This window comes from Bartonella sp. CM120XJJH (assembly GCF_042194715.1).
GTDB lineage: Bacteria > Pseudomonadota > Alphaproteobacteria > Rhizobiales > Rhizobiaceae > Bartonella.
In genome coordinates, this window is sequence record NZ_JBHINE010000009.1 from 45,582 (window position 1) to 69,563 (window position 23,982).

Genomic DNA, 23,982 nt, shown 5'->3' on the forward strand with positions numbered 1-23,982 from the left:
TTAAAGTGGGGGACGGATGTTTTATAAAAGTAAAGTTAAAGAGGGTTTATCCGAAAAATCTGTTACAGAAAGAAAAAAGCCATGCCAAATAGGGCAAAGTGTTTTTTCTGAATATGATGATACAAAGAACAGCAGTTATAACCAACAAAAACTTTTTTTATTGACACTCTTAAAAGGAATAATCATTTTTTTTCGCAAATGGTTAGAAGATTGTATCAGTAAAGAAGTTTCTTTTGGTATCCTTTTTTCGCTGATTTTAGTCTTTTTTGCCCTAGGAATTATTTTCTATTTTCATTTAGAGTGGGAACCAAGTTGGGGACAATTGGGGGCGTTGGTCAGTATTTTTCTGGGAATATTCTATGTGGTACGTTTTTATCGAAAAATATGGATTCCCGTGGGATTTTTGTTTTGTATTATATTAGGTTCTTTAGCGGCAAAAATAGAAACGTGGCGTATTGCAACACCTATGTTAAGCAGTGACATTATCACTACATTGACGGGAAGAATTGTTTCTATTGAGTCAGGCGCCAAAGGAGGATTTCGTTTAGTTTTGGATATTTTGAGTACAGAAAAGCCCATATTACGCCATAGTCTTCATCGTGTTCGTTTATCGGCAAGATATTTGCCATCTGGCTTAGCGATTGGTGATGGACTGCATGGAAAAGTTAGGATTCGTGCATTCTCTGGGCCAGTGCGTCCAGGAGGCTACGATTTTAGTTTTCATAATTATTTTAAAGGAATTGGGGCACAAGGCGTTTATTTAGGAAAACCAAGAAAAATATCCGTTTCGCAGCCTGATGGAATATTTGCTATCATTTTACAGAAAATTGAAAATTTACGCACGAAGATGACACAAAGAATCCGTATAGCCCTTGAAGGAGAAAAGGGGAATGTTGCAGCTGCTCTCATAACAGGGCAGCGTGCTGGTATTTCAAATGAGACAAATGAAGCATTACGTACGGCTGGTTTAGCCCATATTTTATCAATATCAGGTTTACATATGGCGTTGTTAAGCGGCATAGTTCTTTTGAGTATCCGTAGTTTTTTAGCATTTTTTCCAGTTTTTTCTTCCTATTATTCCAGTAAAAAATTTGCTGCTATCGTTGCGTTTATGATAACAGCTTTTTATTTGTTATTGTCGGGCCTAGCAATATCAGCGCAAAGAAGTTTTGTGATGATTGCTGTTATGTTGGTTGCTATATTGTGTAATCGCTCAGCTATAACAATGCGTAATTTTTCTATTGCAGGGTTGATAACTCTGGCGATGACACCCCATGAAATATTAGGTCCTAGCTTTCAAATGTCCTTTTCTGCGACTGCTGCTTTGATCGCTTTTTTTGATTGGTGGAGTGGAAGGTCATTTTTTCGTAAAAGAAAAACAACGCCCTCGTATGTTGGAGGAGGAGTGATAAATTTTGCTTTCTTATCGATGCTTTCAACCTGTGCTTCTTCCCTTGTTGCAGGGAGTGCAAGTGGAATTTATGCTGCTTATCATTTTTCTAATATGGCATCTTTGAGCATTATCAGTAATGCTTTTGCTTTGCCTGTCATCTCAATTTTTGTCATTCCCTTTGGATTAATTGCAGTCCTCGCAATGTTAGGAGGATTCGAATGGCTCCCCCTTCAAATTATGGGGTTTGGAGTTGATCTTGTAATAAAGATTGCGCATGCTATCAAGGCTATTTCTCCTGATTTGAATCCTGGTTTTATGCCGTTATCAGCGTTAGTTTTATTGAGTATAGGCTTGGTTGGACTGACTTTTTGCAAAACACCCATCCGGCTCTTTTTTAGTTTATTTATTTTGGCTGGTATTTCTATTTGTGTAATGCATTCACCTGTACAACTGATTATAGCAGATAATATGCGTCTCGTGGGCGTTATTCATGATAAAAAGCTATATATCGATCGTTACCATATCTCTAAGTTCACGACATCCATATGGAAAAAGTCATTTCGTGTGAATGAAACGATTAAACCAACAAAATATGGTCCTTCGTTGCACGGACAATTTATTTGTGATTATTATGTATGTACGTCATTATTAGAGAATGGATTAAAAGTGATTGTTTTACAGAGAGAAACAGATCAATGTGTAGAGGCAGATATTCTCATTCAGACATTTGTAATGCATAATCCAACTTGTAACAAGAAGGCAAAAATAATATTTACGCCTCAACAATTGTTATCACGAGGAAGCGTTATGATGACCGAAGGTGGAGATATTATTTGGTCTTCGCTAGGGTTTCATAGACCATGGAATATGCACAGACAGCATTCATAAAAAATATATAATCTATCATATTTTGCTTCACATTTGGATAATGACAAAACAAAAAATAATAGAAGACTTTTCTGATAATATTTTACGGTATTTCACTTGGTAAGTTTATCAACGTCATTGAAACGAGATAATAATCTACAGTTTTCTAAAAATAGATGATTTTTTTATATATGATCATTTTAAATTGTTCAAAAAAATTGATATGTGTATCTTTGTGCATCCTATTGATAGAACAAGATAAAACAAAAATTCTTATTGAATGAGAAAAATGCTAACAAATTTTCTTAAAGAAATAAAAAAGATAATTGTTGATTATTCTATTTTATTCTTATCATATATTTCTATAACGAGTAACATCTCTTCAAGCAAAAGATGATGGTAAATTTAAATAGATTGCGTCAAAAGGTTATCTTTTATTATCACTATTATCGGTGGTAATAGGGGTGATAAATGCTGCTTATACGGATAAAAGGCAAAGTCATTCATGGATGTTCAGCAGTTAAAAAAAATGGCAGCTATAAAAGCGCTTGAGTTTGTTGAAGATGGTATGCGGCTTGGTATCGGATCTGGTTCGACAGTCAATGAGTTTATTCGTCTTCTAGGCGAGCGTGTTGCGGATGGTTTGCATGTGACTGGTGTTGCTACTTCAAGATATTCTGAACAACTCTGTCGTAAGTTTGGAGTACCTGTTAGCACTTTAGAACAAATACCTGAACTGGATCTTGATATTGATGGAGCAGATGAAATTGGTCCTGAGATGATGCTCATTAAAGGGGGAGGGGGAGCATTGTTGTATGAAAAAATTGTAGCATCGGCATCTCGTGCAATGCTTGTCATTGCTGATGAAACAAAGGTGGTAAAAAGGCTTGGTGCTTTTGCACTACCAATTGAAGTTAATCCATTTGGTATCCACACAACATGCAAAACCATTGAAAAAGTGGCTGATGACTTAGGGCTTTCTGGAGAAATTGCATTGCGAATGAATGGAAAAAATCCTTTTGAAACAGATGGTGGCCATTTTATTCTTGATGCATTTTGGGGCTGCATTTTGCAACCAAAACCATTATCGGATGCACTTCTTGCCATTCCTGGTGTTGTTGAGCATGGCCTTTTTTTAGGGTTGGCTTCACGTGCAATTGTCGCTATGGCTGATGGTCAAATAAAAGTTTTAGAACCGTTTGATTTTTAGAAAAGGCATTTACATGATGATATGTTAGCATAGTAAAAAAGGGTCTTAAAGATTTTAGGTAGAATAACGAATTAAAATTATAATTAGCGATCGGGGTAATCATTAAATGAAAATAATATTTTCTTTTCAGCGTTTTGTCGTATATTTTGGTGCAATTGCTATTTTTTTTGTGAATGTTGGAATGGTTTATGCACAAGGTGTGAGTGATCAACATTTAGATTCAGCGCGAAAGGCAATCAGAGCTATTCATGCAACGGATCAATTTGATAGTTTTTTACCCAATGCGGTCCATGATTTCAAAAATGAATTGATCAGCGATGATCCGAATTTGGCAACAGCTATTTCTGATATTGTTGATAAGCAGGCGCTTGCTTTAATTAAAAGGCGCTCTGATCTAGAAAAAGAGATTGCTCATGTATATGCAAAATATTTTACTCAAAAAGAGCTTGATGCGATAACAACATTTTATAATTCTGATACCGGTAAAAAGTTTTTGACAGAAGTCCCCAATATTGCACGTGATTCTTATTCAGCATTTGATATATGGCGTACTGCTCTTATGCGGGATCTTGTAGAAAATGTGAAAAAAGAGATGTCTGAAACACTTAATTTGAATAATTCTACTATGCCTACAAATATGCCTATAAAATCAGAATCTTCAGAAAATAAAAAATAGCTTGATCGATATCATGACAACAATGGGCAATGTCTGATTTTTTTCATAGCGGCGGTTTTCCCGCCGTTTTTAATATTTTAATGAGAGGAGGTCTTTTTAGAATACGGCTTTATAAAAAAGGTTTCTTCAAAAGAAAAAAAGACTTTCATTTGATAATAAAAGACCTTAGCCTACTCTTGCAGATATAAGAAGGAATAATTCGTGAGCTCTTTTGACTTTGATTTATTTGTTATTGGAAGTGGTTCTGGTGGAGTACGTGCAGCACGGCTTGCTGGGGGGCTTGGCAAGCGGGTCGCTATAGCAGAGGAATATCGTATAGGGGGCACTTGTGTTATTCGTGGTTGTGTTCCCAAAAAACTTTATGTTTATGCATCACAATATGTAAAAGAATTTAAGAAAAGTGTTGGTTTTGGGTGGAAATATGCGGATCCAATTTTTAGTTGGGAAAAGTTGGTTGCAGCTAAAAATAAAGAAATATCAAGGTTAGAAGGGTTGTATCGTAAGGGATTAGAAAATAACAATGTGCATATTTATGAAAGTCGTGCTACTTTTATAGATGATCACACATTGGAGCTTTCTGCCACGGGTGAGCGGGTAAGTGCAGAAAAAATTTTGATTGCAACAGGGGCAAAATTTGCACAAAATACTCCCATAGAAGGCGGTGGATTTTGCCTTACTTCTAATGAGATTTTTGACCTTGATCAACTCCCAAAATCAATAGTCATTGTTGGTGGGGGGTATATTGGTGTTGAATTTGCTAATATTTTTCATGAATTAGGTGTAAAAACAACACTACTCCATCGGAGTGATTTAATCCTTCGTAATTTCGATCATGATTTGCGGCAATTGCTCAGCGATGCAATGATTGAAAAAGGGATTTCTATTCTCTATGGCATAACAATTTCTAAAGTGCAGGCTGTAGAAAATTGTTATGAAGTTGTTTTATCAAACGGGGAAATGATCAGTGCCGATCAGATTATGTTGGCTACGGGGCGTGTACCAAATACAGCCGGTTTAGGTCTTGATAGGGCCGGTATTAAGGTGAATGAATTTGGTGCAGTTGTTGTTGATGAAAGAATGACAACAAATATCCCCCATATTTGGGCTGTTGGTGATGTAACAGGTCATATTCAATTAACACCTGTTGCGATTCATGATGCAATGTGTTTTGTGAAGACTGCGTTTGAGAATATTCCCACAACACCTGATTATGATTTAATTACAACAGCAGTTTTTTCACAGCCAGAGATTGGAACGGTTGGTCTTTCAGAAGAAGAGGCGGTAAAGCGTTATAAGCGTCTTGAAATTTATCGTACAGTTTTTCGTCCTATGCGCAATGTTCTTTCTGGGAGTTCAGAAAAAATGTTTATGAAGCTCATTGTTGATGGTGAAAGCCGTATTGTTGTGGGCGCTCATATTTTAGGGGAAAATGCTGGTGAGATGGCACAGCTTATAGGGATATCTCTCAAGGGTAAGCTGACGAAGGATATCTTTGATGAGACGATGGCAGTGCATCCAACGATGGCAGAAGAATTGGTAACGATGTATAAACCAAGTTATATATATGAAAATGGGAAAAAAATAGAAAGTTAAACAGCATATATTATGGTAAAAAGTTTTTGATATGCCAATCTGTAAAATTAATCTTTAGAGAGAGTATAATGATAAAAGAATGGGCGCCTGACACTTGGAGAACAAGGCCAATTAAACAAGTTCCGACTTATCCGGATAAGTCTATGTTAGAAGATGTTGAGCGAAAACTGAGACGCTATCCTCCTTTAGTTTTTGCCGGTGAAGCACGTGATTTAAAAAATGAATTAGCAGCCGTTGCGAAAGGCCAAGCTTTTTTATTGCAAGGTGGTGATTGTGCCGAAAGCTTTGCAGAACATGAAGCTGATAATATCCGTGATTTTTTTCGTGTATTTTTGCAAATGGCGATTGTTTTGACCTTTGGTAGTTCTAAACCAGTTGTTAAAATTGGTCGTATTGCTGGTCAATTTGCAAAGCCTCGCTCTTCTGATATCGAAAGAAAAGAGGGAGTTGAATTTCCTGCTTATCGTGGGGATATTATTAATGGCATTGAATTTGAAGCCGGTTCTCGTATTCCAGATCCGCAACGGATGTCTATGGCTTATCGCCAATCTGCAGCAACACTTAATCTATTGCGTGCTTTCTCACAAGGTGGCTATGCTAATTTAGAAAATGTTCACACATGGATGTTGAGTTTTGTTTCTAACAGTCCTCAGGGGGAACGTTATGAATTATTGGCAGAGCGTATTTCTGAATCAATTGATTTTATGCGTTCTATAGGGATTACATCTAAAACACATTCTTCATTGCGTGAAACATCTTTTTATACCAGTCATGAAGCACTGTTGCTTGGTTATGAAGAGGCTTTGACTCGGATTGATTCAACTTCAGGAAATTGGTATGCAACATCCGGTCATATGTTATGGATTGGTGACCGTACACGTCAGATTGACCATGCTCACGTTGAATATTGTCGCGGCATTAAGAATCCTATAGGATTAAAATGTGGTCCTTCCATTGAACCTGATGAGCTTTTAAAATTAATTGATATTTTAAATCCTGAAAACGAACTGGGGCGGCTTACTCTCATTACGCGCTTTGGTTATGATAAAGTTGAAAGTTATCTGCCTAAACTCATCCGTGCCGTTGAACGCGAGAAGCGTGCGGTTATATGGTCATGTGATCCAATGCATGGCAATACAATTACTGCCAATGGTTATAAGACGCGTCCCTTTGATTATGTTTTAAAAGAAGTAGAGAATTTTTTTGCAGTGCATCGTGGAGAGGGAACTTATCCAGGAGGTATTCATATTGAGATGACAGGTCGTGATGTTACTGAATGTACAGGAGGGGCGCATGCCATTTCTGTGGACGATTTGTCTGATCGTTATCATACACAATGTGATCCACGGTTAAATGCAGATCAAGCGTTAGAATTGGCTTTTCTTGTTGCTGAACTCCTTAAAAAAAATCGTGTGACTGACTCGTTAGCAATTGCTGCTGGTGGGTAGGCAAAAATTTGCCTAATATTTTTTAGGTCATTATGGCAGAAGAGAATTTTTAAAAAAGTAATATTTCAGATGATGAAGAATAAAGTTGTGGTTGCTAAACTGATGAAATGATACAAAGGCTTATGAAAAATGATTTTCGGGTATCCATAGCCCAATTAAATCCTATTGTTGGTGATATTGAGGGGAATTTTTCTTTAGCTGTTATGGCGCATCAAAAGGCCAAAGAAGAGGGGGCTGATCTTGTTTTATTCACAGAACTTTTTATAAGCGCTTATCCGCCGGAAGATCTTGTTCTAAAACCTGCTTTTATAAAAACATGTGAAGAGACTGTTAAGAAATTAGCAAAGATAACTTTAGGCGGACCAGGAATTGTCATTGGTCTTCCATTAAGACGCAATGGCAATATTTACAACGGTGTCATGCTTCTTGATGAAGGGAGAGTCATTGCCGAAAGTTTGAAGTTTGATTTACCTAATTATGCTGAATTTGATGAAAAGCGTTTATTTTCTTCAGGTCCACGTCCTGAGCCTATTGTTTATCATGGAATCAAATTAGGAATAGTCATTTGTGAAGATCTTTGGAATGATTTCTCTCTTAGTACAGAGCTTAAAGATAAAGGAGCAGAAATTATTCTTGTCCTTAACGGATCTCCCTACTATCGTAATAAAACTTTAAAACGTATAGATATTGTTCATACGCAAGCTCTACGATCTGGGATACCCATTATTTATGCTAATCAAGTTGGTGGTCAAGATGAGCTCGTTTTTGATGGCGGGTCTTTTGCCTTGAATGGAGAAGGAAAAAAGATATTTCAAATGAAACACTTTGATAGCCATATTGCTTTAACCCATTGGCAAAAAACAACGACGGGCTGGCACTGTATTTCAGGTCCTAAAGAAAGTCTTCTCAATGGATTAGCGGCCGATTATCAAGCTTGTGTTTTAGGTTTGAGAGATTACATCAATAAAAATCGCTTTAAGGATGTTATTCTTGGTCTTTCAGGAGGAATTGATTCAGCCCTGTGTATGGCAATGGCGGTGGATGCTCTTGGTGCTGAGAGGGTTCGCGCCATTCTGATGCCCTATCATTATACTTCGCAAGAATCATTAAAAGATGCTAAAGAATGCGCACAACTTTTAGGGTGTCCTTATGAAATAATACCGATTGTGCAAGCTGTTGAAGCGTTTTTGAATACAATGGCGCCTGTTTTTTTAGGGTTGCCGCCTGATGTGACAGAAGAAAATCTTCAAAGCCGTGTACGTGGTACACTTTTAATGGCTCTTTCAAATAAATTCGGTTCAATGGTGGTAACGACAGGCAATAAGTCAGAAATGGCTGTGGGATATGCAACACTGTATGGTGATATGAATGGTGGGTTTAATCCTCTTAAAGATATTTATAAAATGCAGGTTTATGCATTAGCTGAGTGGCGCAATAAAAATCACTTGCACAATTTGAGAGGACCAGAAGGAATTGTCATTCCATACAATATTATAGAAAAAGCGCCTTCTGCAGAGCTGCGGGAAAATCAAAAAGATGAAGATTCTCTTCCCCCTTATCCTATTTTAGATGATATCTTGCAATCTCTTGTAGAAAATGACATGAGTATTTGTGATATTATTAAACGTGGGCATTCACGGGAAACTATTGAGAAAGTTGAACAGCTTCTTTATGGTGCCGAATATAAAAGACGACAATCTGCACCCGGTGTAAAAATCAGTTACAAGAATTTCGGACGCGATCGTCGCTATCCCATAGTCAATCATTTTCGCGATAAAAATTGAGTATTATTTTATGGTTAAAGTTCGTTTTGCTCCCTCTCCAACAGGTTATATTCATATTGGCAATATCCGTATTGCGCTTTTCAATTGGCTTTATGCGCAAGCGCATAAAGGAGAATTTATTTTGCGCTATGATGATACAGATGTTGAACGTTCTAAACAAGAATATATCGATGCTATTGCTGTTGACCTTAAATGGCTTGGTATTCAACCAGATGCAATTTATTACCAATCTAAGCGATTTAATCGATATGATGAAGTTGCGGAAATTCTCAAACAACGTAGTCTTCTTTATCCCTGTTATGAAACAGCGGAAGAATTAGATCGGCGTCGTAAAATCCAGCTTTCACGCAAATTGCCTCCTATTTATAACCGTGCAGCATTAAAATTGACAGCAGAAGAGAAAAAAAACTTTGAATCTCAAGGTCGTAAACCCCATTGGCGTTTTCTTCTTCCTAATTTTGAAAGCGATCCTTTGCAAACAAAGCGAACAGAAGTTTGCTGGAATGATGCCGTAAAGGGAAAGCAGACGATTGATTTGGCGTCTCTTTCAGATCCTGTTCTTATTCGTGAAGATGGAAGCTATCTTTATACATTGCCGTCTGTTGTTGATGATGTAGATATGGGTATTACGCATATTATTCGTGGGGATGATCATATTACAAATACAGGCGCTCAAATTGCTCTTTTTAAAGCTCTTAATGCAGAATTACCGGTTTTTGGTCATATCAATTTATTGGCAACAGTTTTAGGAAAAGGACTTTCAAAACGTAACAATGATCTTTCTATTCGTTCTCTACGGGAAGAAGGATTTGAATCTATAGCTGTTCAGTGTCTTGCTGTTTTGATTGGGACATCACAAAATGTGCATCCCTATCCCAATCAAGCAGCGCTTTTAGAACATTTCAATCTCCAAGATACGTCAAGATCCGTTGCAAAATTTGATATTGCTGATCTTCTTGCTTTGAATAGTCATCTTGTCCATGAGTTAACCTATGAGGAAGTAAAAATGCGCCTTAAAAAACTTTCTATTGAGGGAGATAAGGCGGAATATTTCTGGAACGCGATAAGAAGCAATATTAATAAAGTCAATGATGCTGTTTTGTGGTGGAAAATCATTCATGATGAACAGAATTTTGATACAGTGACACTAGAAGATCGTGCTTTCGTGCGCCAATCACTCGATTTCTTGCCTGAAGGTGCTTTGAGTGAGGAAAGTTGGAAAATTTGGACAACAGCATTAAAAGAAAAAACAGGTCGAAAAGGAAAAGCTTTGTTTATGCCATTACGTCAGGCACTGACGGGCATGGACCATGGACCTGAAATGGGAAAAATTTTGCAGCTTTTAGGGCGTGAAAAGGTAGCAGAAAGACTCACTAGGAAATAAGAGCGGCTTTTTTTTAAGCATTTCGTTCATTTCACTTTTAAAGGGGATAAGGAATGGGTTTATTTACACGTTTTTATAAGCATGAAAGCAGGAATATCATCACCAAATCCAAGGGGCGTGTAATTCTTATTTTTTCGTGGGCGTTGTTTCTCAGATGGCTTCTCTTTATTATTTGCACTTTTGATATATTCTGTTTTATTCTCTTCTCCAGATTTTTTAGCGTGAGCAACGGGCTCTTTGGGAGCAGTTTTCTTTGATGATTTTAAAGATTTTTTCTTTACAACAATATCTTCTGTTTGATCATCGGCTATTAAAGTTGAGAGATCTCCATTGAGCCATTCAATTTTTTCATTACTCATTTCCTCAATGGCATTGATATATTTTTGATCAGCTTTTGTGACAATTGTAAAAGCTTTTCCGCTACGATTTGCACGCCCTGTACGACCAATTCGATGGATATAGTCTTCAGCATGTGTAGGAACATCATAGTTAAATACATGACTTACAGCTGGAATATCGAGTCCACGGGCAGCGACATCAGAAGCAACAAGAAGCGTAAGTTTATTATTTTTAAAATCAGCTAGGGTGCTCATGCGCGAATATTGGTCCATATCTCCATGAAGTGCCCCTACATTAAAGTTATGTTTGATGAGCGATCTAAAAAGTTCAGAGATATCTCTCTTTCGATTACAGAAAATGATTGCATTTTGAAGCTCTGCACCTTCATTTTGGATCAGCTCTCGTAAAACCGCTCTTTTATCCCATGATTTATTTCCAGATTTGACAAGCCGTTGTGTAATTGTGGTAGCCGTTGAGGAAGCTTTTGTAACTTCAACAGATACGGGAGAATGTAAAAATTGTTTCGTTAGTTTTGCAATTTCTGGCGCCATTGTTGCAGAAAAGAATAAAGTTTGACGCGTAAAAGGGGTTAGCTTACAGATACGTTCAATATCAGGAATAAAGCCCATATCTAACATGCGATCAGCTTCATCAATCACAAGGATTTCAACGCCCATTAGGAGTAGTTTACCGCGCTCGCAATGATCAAGAAGGCGCCCTGGTGTTGCTATAAGAACATCAGCTCCCCGTTCAAGTTTGCGATCTTGGAGTTCAAAAGAAACTCCACCAATCAAAAGAGCAACATTTAAACGATGATTTATTCCGTATTTATCAAAATTTTCTTCAACTTGAGCTGCAATTTCCCGTGTTGGCTCTAAAATGAGCGTACGGGGCATTCGTGCTCTTGCACGACCTTTTTCAAGGAGAGTGAGCATAGGCAATACGAAAGAGGCGGTTTTACCTGTGCCCGTTTGGGCAATTCCTAAAACGTCTTTTCCTTGAAGGACATGCGGAATTGTTTCACTTTGAATAGGTGTCGGAGCTGTATACCCCGCTGATTTCACCGCATTAATAACTTTTGCGGAAAGACCTAAATCATCAAAACTGTTTAAAGATGGTATCATTTTTTTATCAATTGCTCTGTGATTTTAACTGCGCTATCTAAATGATGATTATAACCAATATTCTACACTCTTTAAAAGTGTTAAGATGTTTTCACAAAAAAACTAACTATAACAATCATATACATATAAAACGCATAATACAATCATTAATAGCGAAATTGTTCTGATAAAATGCGCTCATCCCATGAATGAGTTGAGTCAAAAAGGATTGAAGCTGTTACTTCTGTTGCCATTGAAATAGTAACTGAATGGACAGATTTAACTTCAATATTATCTGCAGCAGCGTTGACAGGGCGTTTGTCAGGTTCAAGCATATCAAAACGCACTGTTACTGTATTGGGAAGCAAAGCTCCATGCCAACGCCGAGGGCGAAAAGGGCTAACGGGAGTGAGGGCCATAAGGGGGGCCATAAGAGGTAAGATAGGTCCTTGTGCTGATAAATTATAGGCGGTAGATCCAGCTGGTGTAGCGACGAGGACACCATCACAACTTAATTGTTCCATGCGTACGTTGTTATCAATGGTGATGCGAATTTTTGCGGCTTGATAAGATTGCCGAAAGAGGGATACTTCATTAATTGCAAGCGCTTCGATAAAATCTTGACATTCAGATTTTGCAATCATACGCAGGGGATGAATTTCTTTTTTATGTGCGACAGCAATACGATGGGGCAATTTTTTTTCATGAAATTCATTCATAAGAAATCCTACAGAACCTTGATTCATGCCATAAATAGGTTTGCCTGTGTACATGACGTCTCGTACGGTTTGTAACATTGTCCCATCACCACCGATTGCAACAACAATATCAGTTTCTTCCAGAGAAGAATGACCATAAACCGAAATTAACTTATGGGTAGCTTTGATAGCGTTCTCAGTTTCTGCGGAAATAAAATGAAAGCGACTTGGTAATGTAGTCATTAAAAAATTATCCTGATACTTATAATTTATGTTGTAACTTATTTTTGAGAGTTTTGAAGTTGCAATAAAAACTCTTTTTATAATAAAAAGAGCATTGAATAAAGAGAAGTTATTTCAAGGTAAAGTATCATTGAAAAGTAAGAGGAATTCGTCGTTATATAAGTTACAAACAAGTAATTTTTATTAGAATGATAATTTAGCATTGAAGCTAAGAGTATGATTAGTTAAAAGAGCATAACTGATTTTAATAATCAGTTTGAAGCACCCGTAGCTCAGCTGGATAGAGCGCTGCCCTCCGAAGGCAGAGGTCACAGATTCGAATTCTGTCGGGTGCACCAAATTCTTCAACTTCATATCATCCTAAATAGCAATATTACCTAAAAAGAAACCACTTCTTCTATGGAAATGGTCGTTTGAGTTGTTTATTAAGTGTTGTAGCGGATAAGAAAATGATTTTAAGAGAAGTAAAATGTGCGGCTGCGTATATAATTTTTCAGTTAGTCATTTTGAATATCAAGATAAAAAAACAAGATTATCTAAATATGCTTTCAATTTAACTATAAATATTTATAACATAAAAATACATATAATTCAATATGTTATTGTATGATTGATCTGGCAATGTTGACAGTAGATTGCTAAATATATTGTTCTGAGCATTAAAATAGATAGCTAAATGTGCTTTTATTCTATTTGGGGCGCTAAAGGTTGTTATAGTGAGATGGAACGCAGATGAGAAATATCACTAGTTAAAAGAATAATAATGGGAAAAATAATCGTCAAGATTTGAATTGGTTCAAAACGCTGTATCCAGTATGGTTATTATGGTTTTGAGAATGGGTATCGGGCGATTTCTCTATACACCAGTATTGTCAGTTATGTTGGATGAGGGATTGTTTACCTTTAAGCAACTTTCTTATATAGTTAGCGCTAATTATGGTGGTTATTTAGTTTGGGGGTATGTTCTTTACGCTTGGCTAAATTTGGAATATATCTCTTGCTCTTCATATGCTATCCTGTGCAGCTATAGTAATGATTGCACTTATTATTTCCATGACGTTAATACTTAGTCCTTTTGATCCGTTTTGCTGTTGGTATTGCGAGTGTAGCAATGATGGTTTTGGGTTTTATTATGATCATACAGCATAGCCATAATCGGCGGATTATTGCTTCGCTTTATGCAGGTGTAGGAGTTGGTATTTACTAGGTAATGAATATGTTATTATTAGTTTGAACAGGACGCTTGATGCGATCAACATTTGGTTTGGAGTCGGCTTAATGCTTGTTTAAAACTTTTTAAAACATACAGGTTTAATTATGACAACGATATCAACAAAACAGCCCCGTTCTTGCTTCCATTGCAAATGAAACCGCTTCTGTTAATAAAAGATCCCCAAAATATGAATTGACCAATCAAATGGATTTCGTGACTGGTCATATATTATATCGCATTCGTACTTTAAAAGATTTTGGTGATGTAAAAAAGGCGATCTAGGTAGTTTTATTGAAAATGAAAGCAACCTCATCTCATGATAAAAATTGCTGGGTTTCTGATAATGCCTGTGTTGTAAAATCTGGTCGTGTTTATGAAAGCGCAAGGGACTATGGCAATGCTGCTATTGGTGTCTATGTATATGGCAATGCCTTATATGTGATAAAACCCATGTGTATTTTGGTGCTCATGTTTATGACAATGCTCGTCTTTTTTATAATGTTTGAGTTTATCATTATGCGCGGGTTTATGGGAATGCAAAATTATCCGGTAATGCACGTACTCACAGCAATGCCGCGGTTTATGATCATGCTGTTGTTAAGCAAGGTTTACGGCAATCTAGAGTGGGGTGTCATGCTGATGTATATAGCACTGTTTATGATAATGCTAAGATCTCTGGTGATTTCGTAATTAGAGGTAATGTGTATGGCAATACAAGAATAAAAAGACGTAGCGATTTATATTCGGCTCCCATAAATTGTGAGGTTGATGAAAGCGATAACGTTATTAAGATTGATAAACAGAATAAATGATAGACGAGGGGGGGCGCCTTTTTGATGGCTATAAAACCCATCATAAAAGAGAGAATGCATAAAAGAAAGCCGTGCCAAGTGATATGACGCGGCTTTTAAATAGAGGTACTACAGATCATACAAAAGAAATCAATAATGAACGCATATATACAAAACGTATCATATTGCAAGCACTCTATTCGATTGATTAAAACTTATCAAAAGGAACGTAAATGAACAGATATGATCTTTAATCACTCATTTGAATTACAGAACCTATAAACACTTTTTTATGGCTATAAAACGTATTAAGAATAACTCCCTCATTTTTGAGTTGGTCATTTGAAACAAAGCACATTATTAAAATGCCTCTTTTAAAACGTTTCAAAATATCAAGCTCAAAATCTAGCTGAGTGAATTGAAATAACTTACATTCTAAAATTAAACGTATCAAATAAATTAAAATGCTTGGTAGGTTCATATCAAGATAATCAAGAGAAAATGCGTATTAAGTGAATATCTGTAACAAAACCCGTTTTTTTACATTTACGAGTATTGCTTTTTAAAAGCAGCTTTTCATAAGACAATAAACAATCGCTTTTTATAAAACCTAGGTTTCAACCGTTTCTTATAGAGATCTCATTTTATGTCTCTAAACGTTTAAACGTTCATTTAGTGAGATTCTCATAAGTGTATTTTCGCTTTGCACTAAACATAACTTCTGTGCAAATAAGTCGCTCCATATTTGGGCTGGCAAAATTAACCAGCTCAAATTCGGGCTCGTTAACTTTAGAATAGAGCATTCTTTAAACAGGGTAGATTTTGATTAAAAATTGAGTAAAATTCCATGCCTTTGTGATATGATTACGATCCTTTTGAAGTTTATCTGCTTATCTTTGTCTTAATAGGTATCCTCAAATTTGAGGGGACCTCATTTGGTTTCATATTTTTAAACTGTAACTTTTAAAACGTTTTTTCTTGTTTTCCTGCGTAAAAATCTTTTGATTTCATAAGACATAACATTATCAATTTCATTACCTGTTGTGATGATGGTATCTATGTAATGCCTGCCTATCATTTACTAACTTTTTAGTAAGCGGCGCTTTAAAATCGACTTATTTTTAAATCATTTTATGTATCCTTAATGAATTAAAACCTATCTTATGATAGTTTCAAATGATTATTCCTTTTAAGGTTTAGCTCAAAAAAGAGTAACCCCATAGCATTCTTTAAACGCATGCAATTTATGTTATTGATAATTTCCAACAATTACGTTTTTAATAATGTGATTTGTGTGTGATAAAAACGTATCATAAAATTTATGAACTGTTATGAAGGATAGCTGCTTTTCACTTCATTTGAATGGTTACATACGTTATAACATTTGCACCATGATTTGCTTTTTATGGTTTATTCATACATGGCAATTGTTTATAAAAAACGGTCAATTGAATCACGTATGAAAGTGTGGATTTTAAAGGGGCTTCATATAAAATAATTGCACACAAATTATTGGCTTTGTTGTATTTTTTTATGATAAGATTCTTCTCTTACACGGTGTTATCAATTTGGTTTGCAAAAATCTGCTTCGCTTTTGACTTTTGATATGGATACAACCTCTTTTGAGGTAGAGCAAAGAATTTTTGAACCATGGAGAGTGCAACAGCGCTCTTCAAAAATCTTGATTGCTTTGTGGAGAAAATTAAAGAGGTAGATAATTATTCAGCACGTTATCAACTACCAGATTGTGAAGTAGAAATTCTTTATAATGACGTAATTATCAAAGATTATCCGCAATTTGGTGTTGGAGTTTCGATTAGTACTGGTATTTTAGCTGCTGCCTGCATAGTAATTGATTCCTATCAATTCCCAGCACTTATAAGATCTACAACTTGATTTTGATAAAAAGGGGTTGAGTGTTTGTGAAGAAAAAATATATGCGGATTGGTTAGAATTAAAGCTTGAATATGCCTTGAAATGGGCGATGAAAAAAGTTGATCTTCATAAATGCGGTTATTCCAGATATGGAGCACCACCTTGGAAAAAGAGTGAAGTTGAGGCACATAAGGTTATCAAGGTAGATGATGCAGATGATAGCTACTTCATATTGGTGTATTGGCTTTATTGGGTGATGTTGCAACTTTACAATCTTATTATCAAAGTTTCAGTGCAAGGGGTCATTTAGGCTTTGATGAAAATACCCAACCGATTCATTTTGAACGTGCATTGGCTTTAGCCAAAGAAGTGGTGAAATCTAAGCAACTCAGCTACGCTTTAATTGCAAAAGTAGTAAAAATATGAGCCATCTGGCAGAAAAACAAAGTTCTTAATAAGAGTCTTTCCAGAGAGGTGGACTCATTCTTGGAAAGAAAAAAATAGCTAAATTTATAGAAACAAAAGATAAGGAATATCTCCTTAAGAAATATCAAGAAGATCTAAAAAGATTAAAGCCAGAGTCTAGTTTAAAGCTGCCATCATCAGTTGAGTGAACCCAACAATGGTGGAGTTTTATCCATTGGCGGAAAACTGATGTTTGAAAGAGGATTTCTTGATGTGAAGGAAACATTGTAATAAATAATTATTATAAATCAATATGTTATATAAATTTATTATTTTTGAGATTAATGATCACTGACAAATAATTTTGCACTATTTTCTTTCTTAAAGCTTTTTGTAAATTATCAATGAAAATTTTTTGTAATAGAAAGTTCGTTGATAACATAACCTTTGTATGTTCATTACTTTACGCTCAAAAAAATATAAAAATAATGAAATGCAATTAAGTCATCAACTTCTTATTCTTTTCAATTTTTAATCATAAAAAAATCTTTTTATTCATCTTGTTTATAAAAAGAATTAGCTTTTTTCTGGTAAGACAATTGGAGAAATAAGGATTTTAGATATGTTTCGGCGTTCCATTTCAATCACTTTAAAGTGTAAACCATCAGTTTCAAAACTCTCTCCTTCATTTGGTAAATGACCAAACTGCCAAAGCATAAAGCCTGCCAGAGTCGTATAACGATCTGCTTCATCCACAAGGTTACGCCCAAGATAACCACTTAAACGGCGGATATCAGCATATCCCTCAACAAGAAGACTGCCATTTTCAAGTTGTTCTGCGATCATGAGTTCTTCATCATCATCAGGGAAGTCTCCTGCAATAGCTTCAAGAATATCGGTTGGTGTCGCAATTCCTTCAAAAGATCCATGCTCATCAACAATAATTGCAAGCTGAATCGAAGAATGACGTAATTGCTCCATCAATCGTAAAACACTTGTGTTTTCATGAACAACGAGGGGTTCTCGCATAGCTTTTTTCCAATTAATCTTTTTCCCCTCAGCCAAATTCAAAAGAAGATCTTTTGTCAACGCAACGCCAACAAATTCATCCACTTTTTCACGCGCAAGAATTAAGCGGCTATGTTTAACCTTTTGTAATTCTTCACGCATTTCATTTTCATCAGCATTTAAATCTAACCACTCAATCTCATTACGTGGCGACATGATAGAGCGAACAGGGCGATCAGCTAAATCGAGAACACCACGAATCATCTCTTTTTCTTCTGGTCTAAACAACTCAGAAGCTGCGGCCTGTTCAGCAATAACATCTACAGTCTCAGCAAGGTGACTATCTTTGCTTCCTCCTCCTAAGAGCCTCAAAACAGCATCAGCTGTTCTACTGCGTAGATCATTTGTTTTAATCATTTTTTCACGGTTACGACGTCCAATTTGATTAAAAGCTTCGATGAGAACAGAAAAACCAATAGCAGCATACAAATACCCTTTTGGAATATGAAAACCAAATCCTTCAACAATGAGAGTAAAACCAATCATCATCAAAAAACCAAGACAAAGGATTACAATAGTGGGATGACGATTAATAAAACGCATAAGAGCACCAGATCCGCACATCATCACTCCCATAGCAGCTATAACTGCGATATACATAACTGCTGCTTGCTCTTTTGCAATCATACCTGTTGCGGTAATAATGCTGTCTAGTGAAAAAACGGCATCCAGCACCACGACTTGGACGATTACTTGCCAAAAAACAGCATAAGCAACGCCTGTTTTTCTTTCATGAGATACCCCTTCTAACCTTTCATGTAATTCTAGCGTTCCCTTTGCTAGCAAAAAGGCTCCACCACCGATTAGAATAAAGCTATGCCAACTAAATGCAAAAGATGAAAGTGAAAGAATTACCCTATCGAGTCTCATGACCCATCCAATAACTGTAAGAAGGAAAAGCCGCATAATTAATGCTAAAGTAAGACCTATAAAGCGTGCGCGGTCACGCAAATGCAGTGGCAATTTTTCAGCTAGAATTGCAATAAAGATAAGGTTATCTATTCCTAAAACAATTTCGAGAAAAACCAGCGTGATCAAACCAAACCACGCATGGGGATCAGTGATCCATTCCATCATTCCTTACCTTTTAGAAGCTTAAAAGCGTGCGATTGACAAAAAAAATTCATAGGCTTTTATTCATATATTGGATCATGAACATTGAATGTAAAAAAACTTATATTCAAAGAAAAAAACAGCACAATATTGCTTGAATGCAAGTGATTATTGATAAAACAAAACGATGCCCCATCCCGCCTACAACCACAAGAAGGTTCCTCTAAACTTTGCTCGGGCATTATGCTCGATAATCCTCTAACTATAGGTTCTGTATCACAATCAGAACATTTATTTATAAAGCTTCTTATAATGGGGTTATTTTTATATAAGATCAAGTGGTGAATATCATATTTTTAACCTTACAGACAATGAGTTTATATAACAAATAACAAAATATCTGGACATCCATCCTTAGGAGCGTTATAGAAACGCTCATTCTCATCTTTTGAGAAGCTTATGGGTGATTAGCTCAGTCGGTAGAGCAGCTGACTCTTAATCAGCGGGTCGTGGGTTCGATCCCCTCATCACCCACCATTCTATTTTATACCGTAATAACTTATTGATTGCATAATTTTTTTTAAGGTACGAGCTTCTAAATAAAATTTGGCAGTAGAATTTCGCCATATGCATTTGTTTAAAAGTGAAGATTGTTGATATAGCTTAGTCATCAGTTTTTATATTTTTTAGGGGACTCAAAGAACTTGCAAAGAATATTTAAAGACCTTTTAATGTGTATTGTTTCTTTTTTTTAATCAATTGGTAAGGAGAAGTTTCTTACCGACAATTGTGTTATTTAAAGGGGTATAAAAATCAACAGATTACACTTCTTTTAATATAAATTGATTAAATTTTTTTAGATTTTTGGCATATTGTTTGAAGACAGAAGAAAATTTACACTTTAGTTGTGTCAGCAGCGTGGATATTTTTTGGTAACTCTCCCACTTAAATAAAAAATCTCTGTAATAATCATCAGTATTCCAAGAGGATAAATCAAGATAAAATAAAGTAGTTGGCTGGACATAAAAGGAATAAAATTAGATTAGTTTAATTGTTTAAAGATAATACCTGCTAAACGACAGAAAATAAGCTTTAATAAGGCTTAAAGTTTTTAAATATTAGACTGTACAGTTACGCTATACTGTTTTCCCGTTAGCTTAATCGCTAAAAATATAAACATTAAGAAAAAATTTTATTATCATAAACTTCTTTTGTTTTAATCCCTCTTATAATGAATCAATTAAAATCATTCATTTGTGCATCATAAATGGGATTAACGTGTGGATAAAGACTATTGAAGAAAAGCATAAAAATGATTTTTATTAACGTTCTTAGGCACTAAAAGTTATCACAGCATTAGAAAAATAGTATAATGGTGCAGTTTTGCTCTTTTATTAAGTATAAAGATGACGCTGCAACAATGGCTTTATTATTATACCATTCACGGGTGTTGTTGTGTAATGGGGAAGAGCGCTGAGAGAGGTTTCTTAAAAAAGATATGTAATTGGCAACACGATGGTGTTTTTTCTCTTTAAGAGGCTTGATTCTATTAAAGAAAGTGACAAACAAAAGCGTGACGCAATATGTATACACATTATTCCTATATTTTTGAGAAATAAAAATTTCGTAAAGTTTTTTCTTGCCTTTTTGTATGATCACTTGCGGGATTTTTTTATTAAAAGGGTCCTTTAATTATTATTTATCTATAATACTTTTTCTTTTTCAAATAATAAAATGACGTTATTTTCAAATAGAGGTCCTTAATTTTGAGCATATGTTTCTTGCAAAAATTTTTGCAATCATGTGCTTTATCCAACATAAAAATCGATTACACAATGAAATAGTATCTTTAATATTCAAGCTTATAGGAGTTTTTTTGAAAGGAAAATAGATAAATATTTCTATGTTTTTTATAAAAGGGGACCTTCAAGTTTCAATGTGAAAAAGATAAATAAATAATGATTGTATTAATTTACATATATAATTGAATTTAGCGTGATTATAATCATTTATAGGTACACAAAAAAGAAGTCGTTGATAGCCTTTTATTTATTCAGGTGGTGTTTTGGAGGTTCTTTTCCAATATTGTTGCGCTTCAAAAATGACGACCACAAACAATGAAATGATGAACGGTATAATCAAATAAAACATTCTAAAGACAATAAGTGCTGCAATAACATCAGTTGGATTTATGTTGGGCATGCCTGTTATGAAGAGAGCTTCAAGAACTCCTACTCCTCCTGCTGGAGCATTGGAGAGAAGAGTTATTGTAAAAGATGCCAGAAAAACACCAAGAACAGAGATAAAATGAATATCTGCATTGTGTGGGAGAACAGCATATATAATTCCTGCTGCTCCTAAAAGCTCTAGAGGGCTAATGAGAAGCTGCTGAATCACAATTTTCAGCCGCGGATAGGAAAGTTGAATTTTCTTACCCAAACGTAAGGGTTTTAACTGAAGCCAGCTGCCAAACGTATAAAGTGCTATACAGCTGAGTAAAATTGCTCCAACCGTTGTTCCTAGCCATTTAGGAAGTTCTTTATGAATGAGGGTGATAATTTCGGGTTGCAGCACCAAAACGATTCCCAAAAGTAAGATTGTGCCGATTACAAAAGTAAAAGAGCAAAAACCTACTAATATGGCGATTTCTGTTCCGTTTAATCCTTTCATTTTATAGGCACGATAGCGCACAACGGCACCAGAAAAAACTGAAGCACCGATATTGTGTGAAAGAGCGTAGGTTGTAAATGAACATATAGCGATAAAAATCCAAGAAATTTTATGGCCTAGATGTTGCAAGGCAATTCGATCATATCCAGCAAGAGCAGCATAAGCTAGGAGAGAACATAAACAGGCTAATAACCATTGCTGTGCATTTAAATCGCTCAAGCGCTCCAATACATCCCCAAATGAAATGGTAGAGAGCTTCATGTAAAGAATTCGAATAGATACCAGCATTGCTAAGATACCAATCAATGGCCATATAAATTGCTTTATTTTCACGATTCTGTATCCATTTTATGTTTTCTGTAAATCTTCATGATTGAGCATATTCCTTACAGATCTTCGTTCTGTTATATACTCTATAATGCCATTGGCAATTTCTTCATCATCTGTTACTACAACATCAGCACCTAAATCAATGAGATAAGTTGTTTCTGTGTCGGATAATGCATGTGTGATTATCTGGATATCTTTTTTCATATCACGTATATTCACAATACATTCTCCTACTTCAATGGTACTTCGCATTGTAATAACAACTTTATGTGCATTATTTATATTTGCTGCGTTCATTATTTCTTGTTGAATGATATTGCCACAAATAGCCTCAAAGCCATCTGCAATCGCTTTATCAGAGAGGCGTTTTGATTCTTCTACGATCACTATAGGTTTATCTCTATTGATTAAAGATAATGCAACACACTTACCGATACGACCATAGCCAATAATTACGATATGGTTATTTTTTAAGGTCATCGGTAAAAAATCTTGGTCTGGGTCTTGTGGATCAATATCAATAATTGTTTGGGTGTTTTGTGAAGATGCAGATTTTTTTTCTAGACGTTTTTTAATTTTATTACAGGCAATGAAAATAAGAGGATTGAGCAAAATAGAAAAAATTGCTCCTCCAAGAATTAAATCATGAGCGTCATTGTTTAAAAGTCCTAAGCTTAAACTTAAACCAGCAAGGATAAAGGAAAATTCTCCGATTTGGGCAAGGCTTGCAGCAATAGTCAAAGCTGTTGCATTAGAATAGCGAAAAGCCTTAACGATGAAAAAGGCAACAGCAGATTTTCCGATTACGATAATAAATAAGGTTGCTAAGAGAGGAAAAAAATGAGTTAAGAGTTTCTCTGGGTCAAATAACATGCCTACAGAAACAAAAAAGAGAACAGAAAAAGCATCGCGCAGTGGTAAGGATTCTTCGGCGGCACGGTGGCTTAATTCTGATTCGCTCATAACCATACCAGCAAAAAAAGCACCAAGAGAAAGAGAAACACCGAATAAATGAGCGGCTCCGAATGCTACTCCTAATGCAATAGCAAAGACGCTAAGACGAAATAATTCACGTGATCCCGATTGTGCGCTCATTTTTAAAAGCCATGGGATAACGCGTCGCCCAATGACGAGCATAAGTGCGATAAATACAATCACTTTCAGGATGGTGAGACCAAAAATACCCCAAATACTTAAATCCAACCATTGAACAAGAGGATCCAACGCTTCTTTTTTTGTATTGCTGAGTGCACTTGCTAGGGAAGGGATGAGGACAAGTATAAGGACCATTGCTAAATCCTCAATAATCAACCATCCAACGGCAATGCGTCCTTTTTCTGTTTCAATAAGATGACGCTCTTGTAAAGCGCGTAGCAGGATAACAGTACTTGCTATGGATAAAGCGAGGCCGAAGATCAAACTACCACTGAAACCCCATCCCATAAGCAAACCAAGGCACAAACCTAGAAAAGTAGAAAATGCCATTTGTGCAATAGCAGCGGGGACAGCAATAGCTTTGACAGACAAAAGGTCTTTTAATGAAAAATGGAGCCCAACACCAAACATCAGCAAAATAACACCAATTTCAGCAAGTTGATTAATAATGACGGAATCTATTTTAAATCCGCCTGTATTGGGTCCCACAATAACACCAGCTAACAAATAGCCTACAAGTGGTGAAATACGTAAACGGCTAGCAAGCATTCCTAAGAGAAATGCTAAACATAAACCTGCAACAATAGTTGTGATAAGTGGTGTGTCGTGGAGCATGGATTATTTACTATTCTTGATCAAAAAGCGAATGAATGAAAATGACTACATTTCTATGAGAAGAGAGAT

The 23,982-nt window shown here is 35.8% G+C and carries 17 protein-coding genes and 2 tRNA genes; 14 read left to right on the forward strand and 5 right to left on the reverse strand.

Features of this window, described 5'->3' with window-relative positions; all coding sequences use genetic code 11:
* Positions 1 to 16 precede the first annotated feature (16 nt).
* From ACFIKU_RS05335 to gltX, 7 genes are all read left to right on the forward strand, one after another.
* A complete protein-coding gene (locus ACFIKU_RS05335; RefSeq protein ID WP_375642164.1) occupies positions 17 to 2,281 on the forward strand; it encodes a ComEC/Rec2 family competence protein in 2,265 nt (754 codons plus the stop codon).
* 484 nt (positions 2,282 to 2,765) lie between these two features.
* On the forward strand, positions 2,766 to 3,470 hold the full coding sequence (gene rpiA / locus ACFIKU_RS05340; RefSeq protein ID WP_375656896.1) for a ribose-5-phosphate isomerase RpiA: 705 nt from the start codon (positions 2,766 to 2,768) through the stop codon (positions 3,468 to 3,470).
* Between the two features lie 106 nt (positions 3,471 to 3,576).
* Positions 3,577 to 4,146 (forward strand): DUF2059 domain-containing protein, encoded by a 570-nt coding sequence (locus ACFIKU_RS05345; protein ID WP_375642162.1) that lies wholly within the window; start codon positions 3,577 to 3,579, stop codon positions 4,144 to 4,146.
* Positions 4,147 to 4,347: 201 nt separating this feature from the next.
* Entirely contained in the window at positions 4,348 to 5,739 is a 1,392-nt protein-coding gene (gor, locus tag ACFIKU_RS05350) for a glutathione-disulfide reductase (RefSeq protein ID WP_375656897.1), read from the forward strand.
* A gap of 68 nt (positions 5,740 to 5,807) precedes the next feature.
* Positions 5,808 to 7,187: a class II 3-deoxy-7-phosphoheptulonate synthase gene (locus ACFIKU_RS05355; protein WP_375656898.1), complete on the forward strand. Its 1,380-nt coding sequence runs from the start codon at positions 5,808 to 5,810 to the stop codon at positions 7,185 to 7,187.
* A 122-nt stretch (positions 7,188 to 7,309) separates the two neighbouring features.
* Positions 7,310 to 8,971, forward strand: coding sequence for an NAD+ synthase (locus ACFIKU_RS05360; RefSeq protein ID WP_375656899.1), 1,662 nt, complete (start codon positions 7,310 to 7,312; stop codon positions 8,969 to 8,971).
* 10 nt (positions 8,972 to 8,981) lie between these two features.
* Positions 8,982 to 10,355, forward strand: coding sequence for a glutamate--tRNA ligase (gltX, locus tag ACFIKU_RS05365; protein ID WP_375642158.1), 1,374 nt, complete (start codon positions 8,982 to 8,984; stop codon positions 10,353 to 10,355).
* 59 nt (positions 10,356 to 10,414) lie between these two features.
* Here the strand turns inward: gltX and ACFIKU_RS05370 are convergent, their stop codons facing one another.
* Positions 10,415 to 11,818, reverse strand: coding sequence for a DEAD/DEAH box helicase (locus tag ACFIKU_RS05370; RefSeq protein WP_375656900.1), 1,404 nt, complete (start codon positions 11,816 to 11,818; stop codon positions 10,415 to 10,417).
* 146 nt (positions 11,819 to 11,964) lie between these two features.
* Positions 11,965 to 12,738, reverse strand: coding sequence for an NAD kinase (locus ACFIKU_RS05375; RefSeq protein ID WP_375642156.1), 774 nt, complete (start codon positions 12,736 to 12,738; stop codon positions 11,965 to 11,967).
* 261 nt (positions 12,739 to 12,999) lie between these two features.
* On the opposite strand from ACFIKU_RS05375, the gene ACFIKU_RS05380 reads away from it, so the two are divergent.
* The 6 genes from ACFIKU_RS05380 (at position 13,000) to ACFIKU_RS05405 (ending at position 17,043) form a co-directional block, all read left to right on the forward strand.
* Positions 13,000 to 13,076, forward strand: a tRNA-Arg gene (locus ACFIKU_RS05380).
* 540 nt (positions 13,077 to 13,616) lie between these two features.
* A complete protein-coding gene (locus tag ACFIKU_RS05385) occupies positions 13,617 to 13,808 on the forward strand; it encodes a hypothetical protein (protein ID WP_375656909.1) in 192 nt (63 codons plus the stop codon).
* Positions 13,809 to 13,813: 5 nt separating this feature from the next.
* Positions 13,814 to 13,945 (forward strand): YbfB/YjiJ family MFS transporter, encoded by a 132-nt coding sequence (locus ACFIKU_RS05390; protein WP_375642154.1) that lies wholly within the window; start codon positions 13,814 to 13,816, stop codon positions 13,943 to 13,945.
* Positions 13,946 to 14,248: 303 nt separating this feature from the next.
* A complete protein-coding gene (locus tag ACFIKU_RS05395; protein ID WP_375656901.1) occupies positions 14,249 to 14,641 on the forward strand; it encodes a hypothetical protein in 393 nt (130 codons plus the stop codon).
* Between the two features lie 1,751 nt (positions 14,642 to 16,392).
* Positions 16,393 to 16,638 (forward strand): hypothetical protein, encoded by a 246-nt coding sequence (locus tag ACFIKU_RS05400; protein WP_375642152.1) that lies wholly within the window; start codon positions 16,393 to 16,395, stop codon positions 16,636 to 16,638.
* Positions 16,639 to 16,848: 210 nt separating this feature from the next.
* Positions 16,849 to 17,043, forward strand: a complete 195-nt coding sequence (locus ACFIKU_RS05405; protein WP_375656910.1) for a hypothetical protein — start codon at positions 16,849 to 16,851, stop codon at positions 17,041 to 17,043.
* Positions 17,044 to 17,598: 555 nt separating this feature from the next.
* Here the strand turns inward: ACFIKU_RS05405 and ACFIKU_RS05410 are convergent.
* Positions 17,599 to 19,167: a TerC family protein gene (locus ACFIKU_RS05410; RefSeq protein WP_375642151.1), complete on the reverse strand. Its 1,569-nt coding sequence runs from the start codon at positions 19,165 to 19,167 to the stop codon at positions 17,599 to 17,601.
* A 437-nt stretch (positions 19,168 to 19,604) separates the two neighbouring features.
* Here ACFIKU_RS05410 and ACFIKU_RS05415 point away from each other — a divergent pair.
* Positions 19,605 to 19,680 (forward strand) — tRNA-Lys (locus ACFIKU_RS05415).
* Between the two features lie 1,512 nt (positions 19,681 to 21,192).
* Here the strand turns inward: ACFIKU_RS05415 and ACFIKU_RS05420 are convergent.
* The gene (locus ACFIKU_RS05420) at positions 21,193 to 22,146 is read right to left on the reverse strand and encodes a YbhN family protein (protein WP_375642150.1); all 954 of its coding nucleotides are present in this window, start codon (positions 22,144 to 22,146) and stop codon (positions 21,193 to 21,195) included.
* Between the two features lie 15 nt (positions 22,147 to 22,161).
* Positions 22,162 to 23,913, reverse strand: a complete 1,752-nt coding sequence (ybaL, locus tag ACFIKU_RS05425; protein ID WP_375642149.1) for a YbaL family putative K(+) efflux transporter — start codon at positions 23,911 to 23,913, stop codon at positions 22,162 to 22,164.
* Between the last annotated feature and the right edge of the window lie 69 nt (positions 23,914 to 23,982).

Coding starts and splice junctions, on each gene's coding strand:
- ACFIKU_RS05335 (WP_375642164.1), top strand. CDS start 17: ATGTTTTATAAAAGTAAAGTTAAAGAGGGTTTATCCGAAAAATCTGTT.
- rpiA (WP_375656896.1), top strand. CDS start 2,766: ATGGATGTTCAGCAGTTAAAAAAAATGGCAGCTATAAAAGCGCTTGAG.
- ACFIKU_RS05345 (WP_375642162.1), top strand. CDS start 3,577: ATGAAAATAATATTTTCTTTTCAGCGTTTTGTCGTATATTTTGGTGCA.
- ACFIKU_RS05355 (WP_375656898.1), top strand. CDS start 5,808: ATGATAAAAGAATGGGCGCCTGACACTTGGAGAACAAGGCCAATTAAA.
- ACFIKU_RS05360 (WP_375656899.1), top strand. CDS start 7,310: ATGAAAAATGATTTTCGGGTATCCATAGCCCAATTAAATCCTATTGTT.
- gltX (WP_375642158.1), top strand. CDS start 8,982: ATGGTTAAAGTTCGTTTTGCTCCCTCTCCAACAGGTTATATTCATATT.
- ACFIKU_RS05370 (WP_375656900.1), bottom strand. CDS start 11,818: ATGATACCATCTTTAAACAGTTTTGATGATTTAGGTCTTTCCGCAAAA.
- ACFIKU_RS05375 (WP_375642156.1), bottom strand. CDS start 12,738: ATGACTACATTACCAAGTCGCTTTCATTTTATTTCCGCAGAAACTGAG.
- ACFIKU_RS05385 (WP_375656909.1), top strand. CDS start 13,617: ATGTTGGATGAGGGATTGTTTACCTTTAAGCAACTTTCTTATATAGTT.
- ACFIKU_RS05395 (WP_375656901.1), top strand. CDS start 14,249: ATGAAAGCAACCTCATCTCATGATAAAAATTGCTGGGTTTCTGATAAT.
- ACFIKU_RS05400 (WP_375642152.1), top strand. CDS start 16,393: ATGGAGAGTGCAACAGCGCTCTTCAAAAATCTTGATTGCTTTGTGGAG.
- ACFIKU_RS05410 (WP_375642151.1), bottom strand. CDS start 19,167: ATGATGGAATGGATCACTGATCCCCATGCGTGGTTTGGTTTGATCACG.
- ybaL (WP_375642149.1), bottom strand. CDS start 23,913: ATGCTCCACGACACACCACTTATCACAACTATTGTTGCAGGTTTATGT.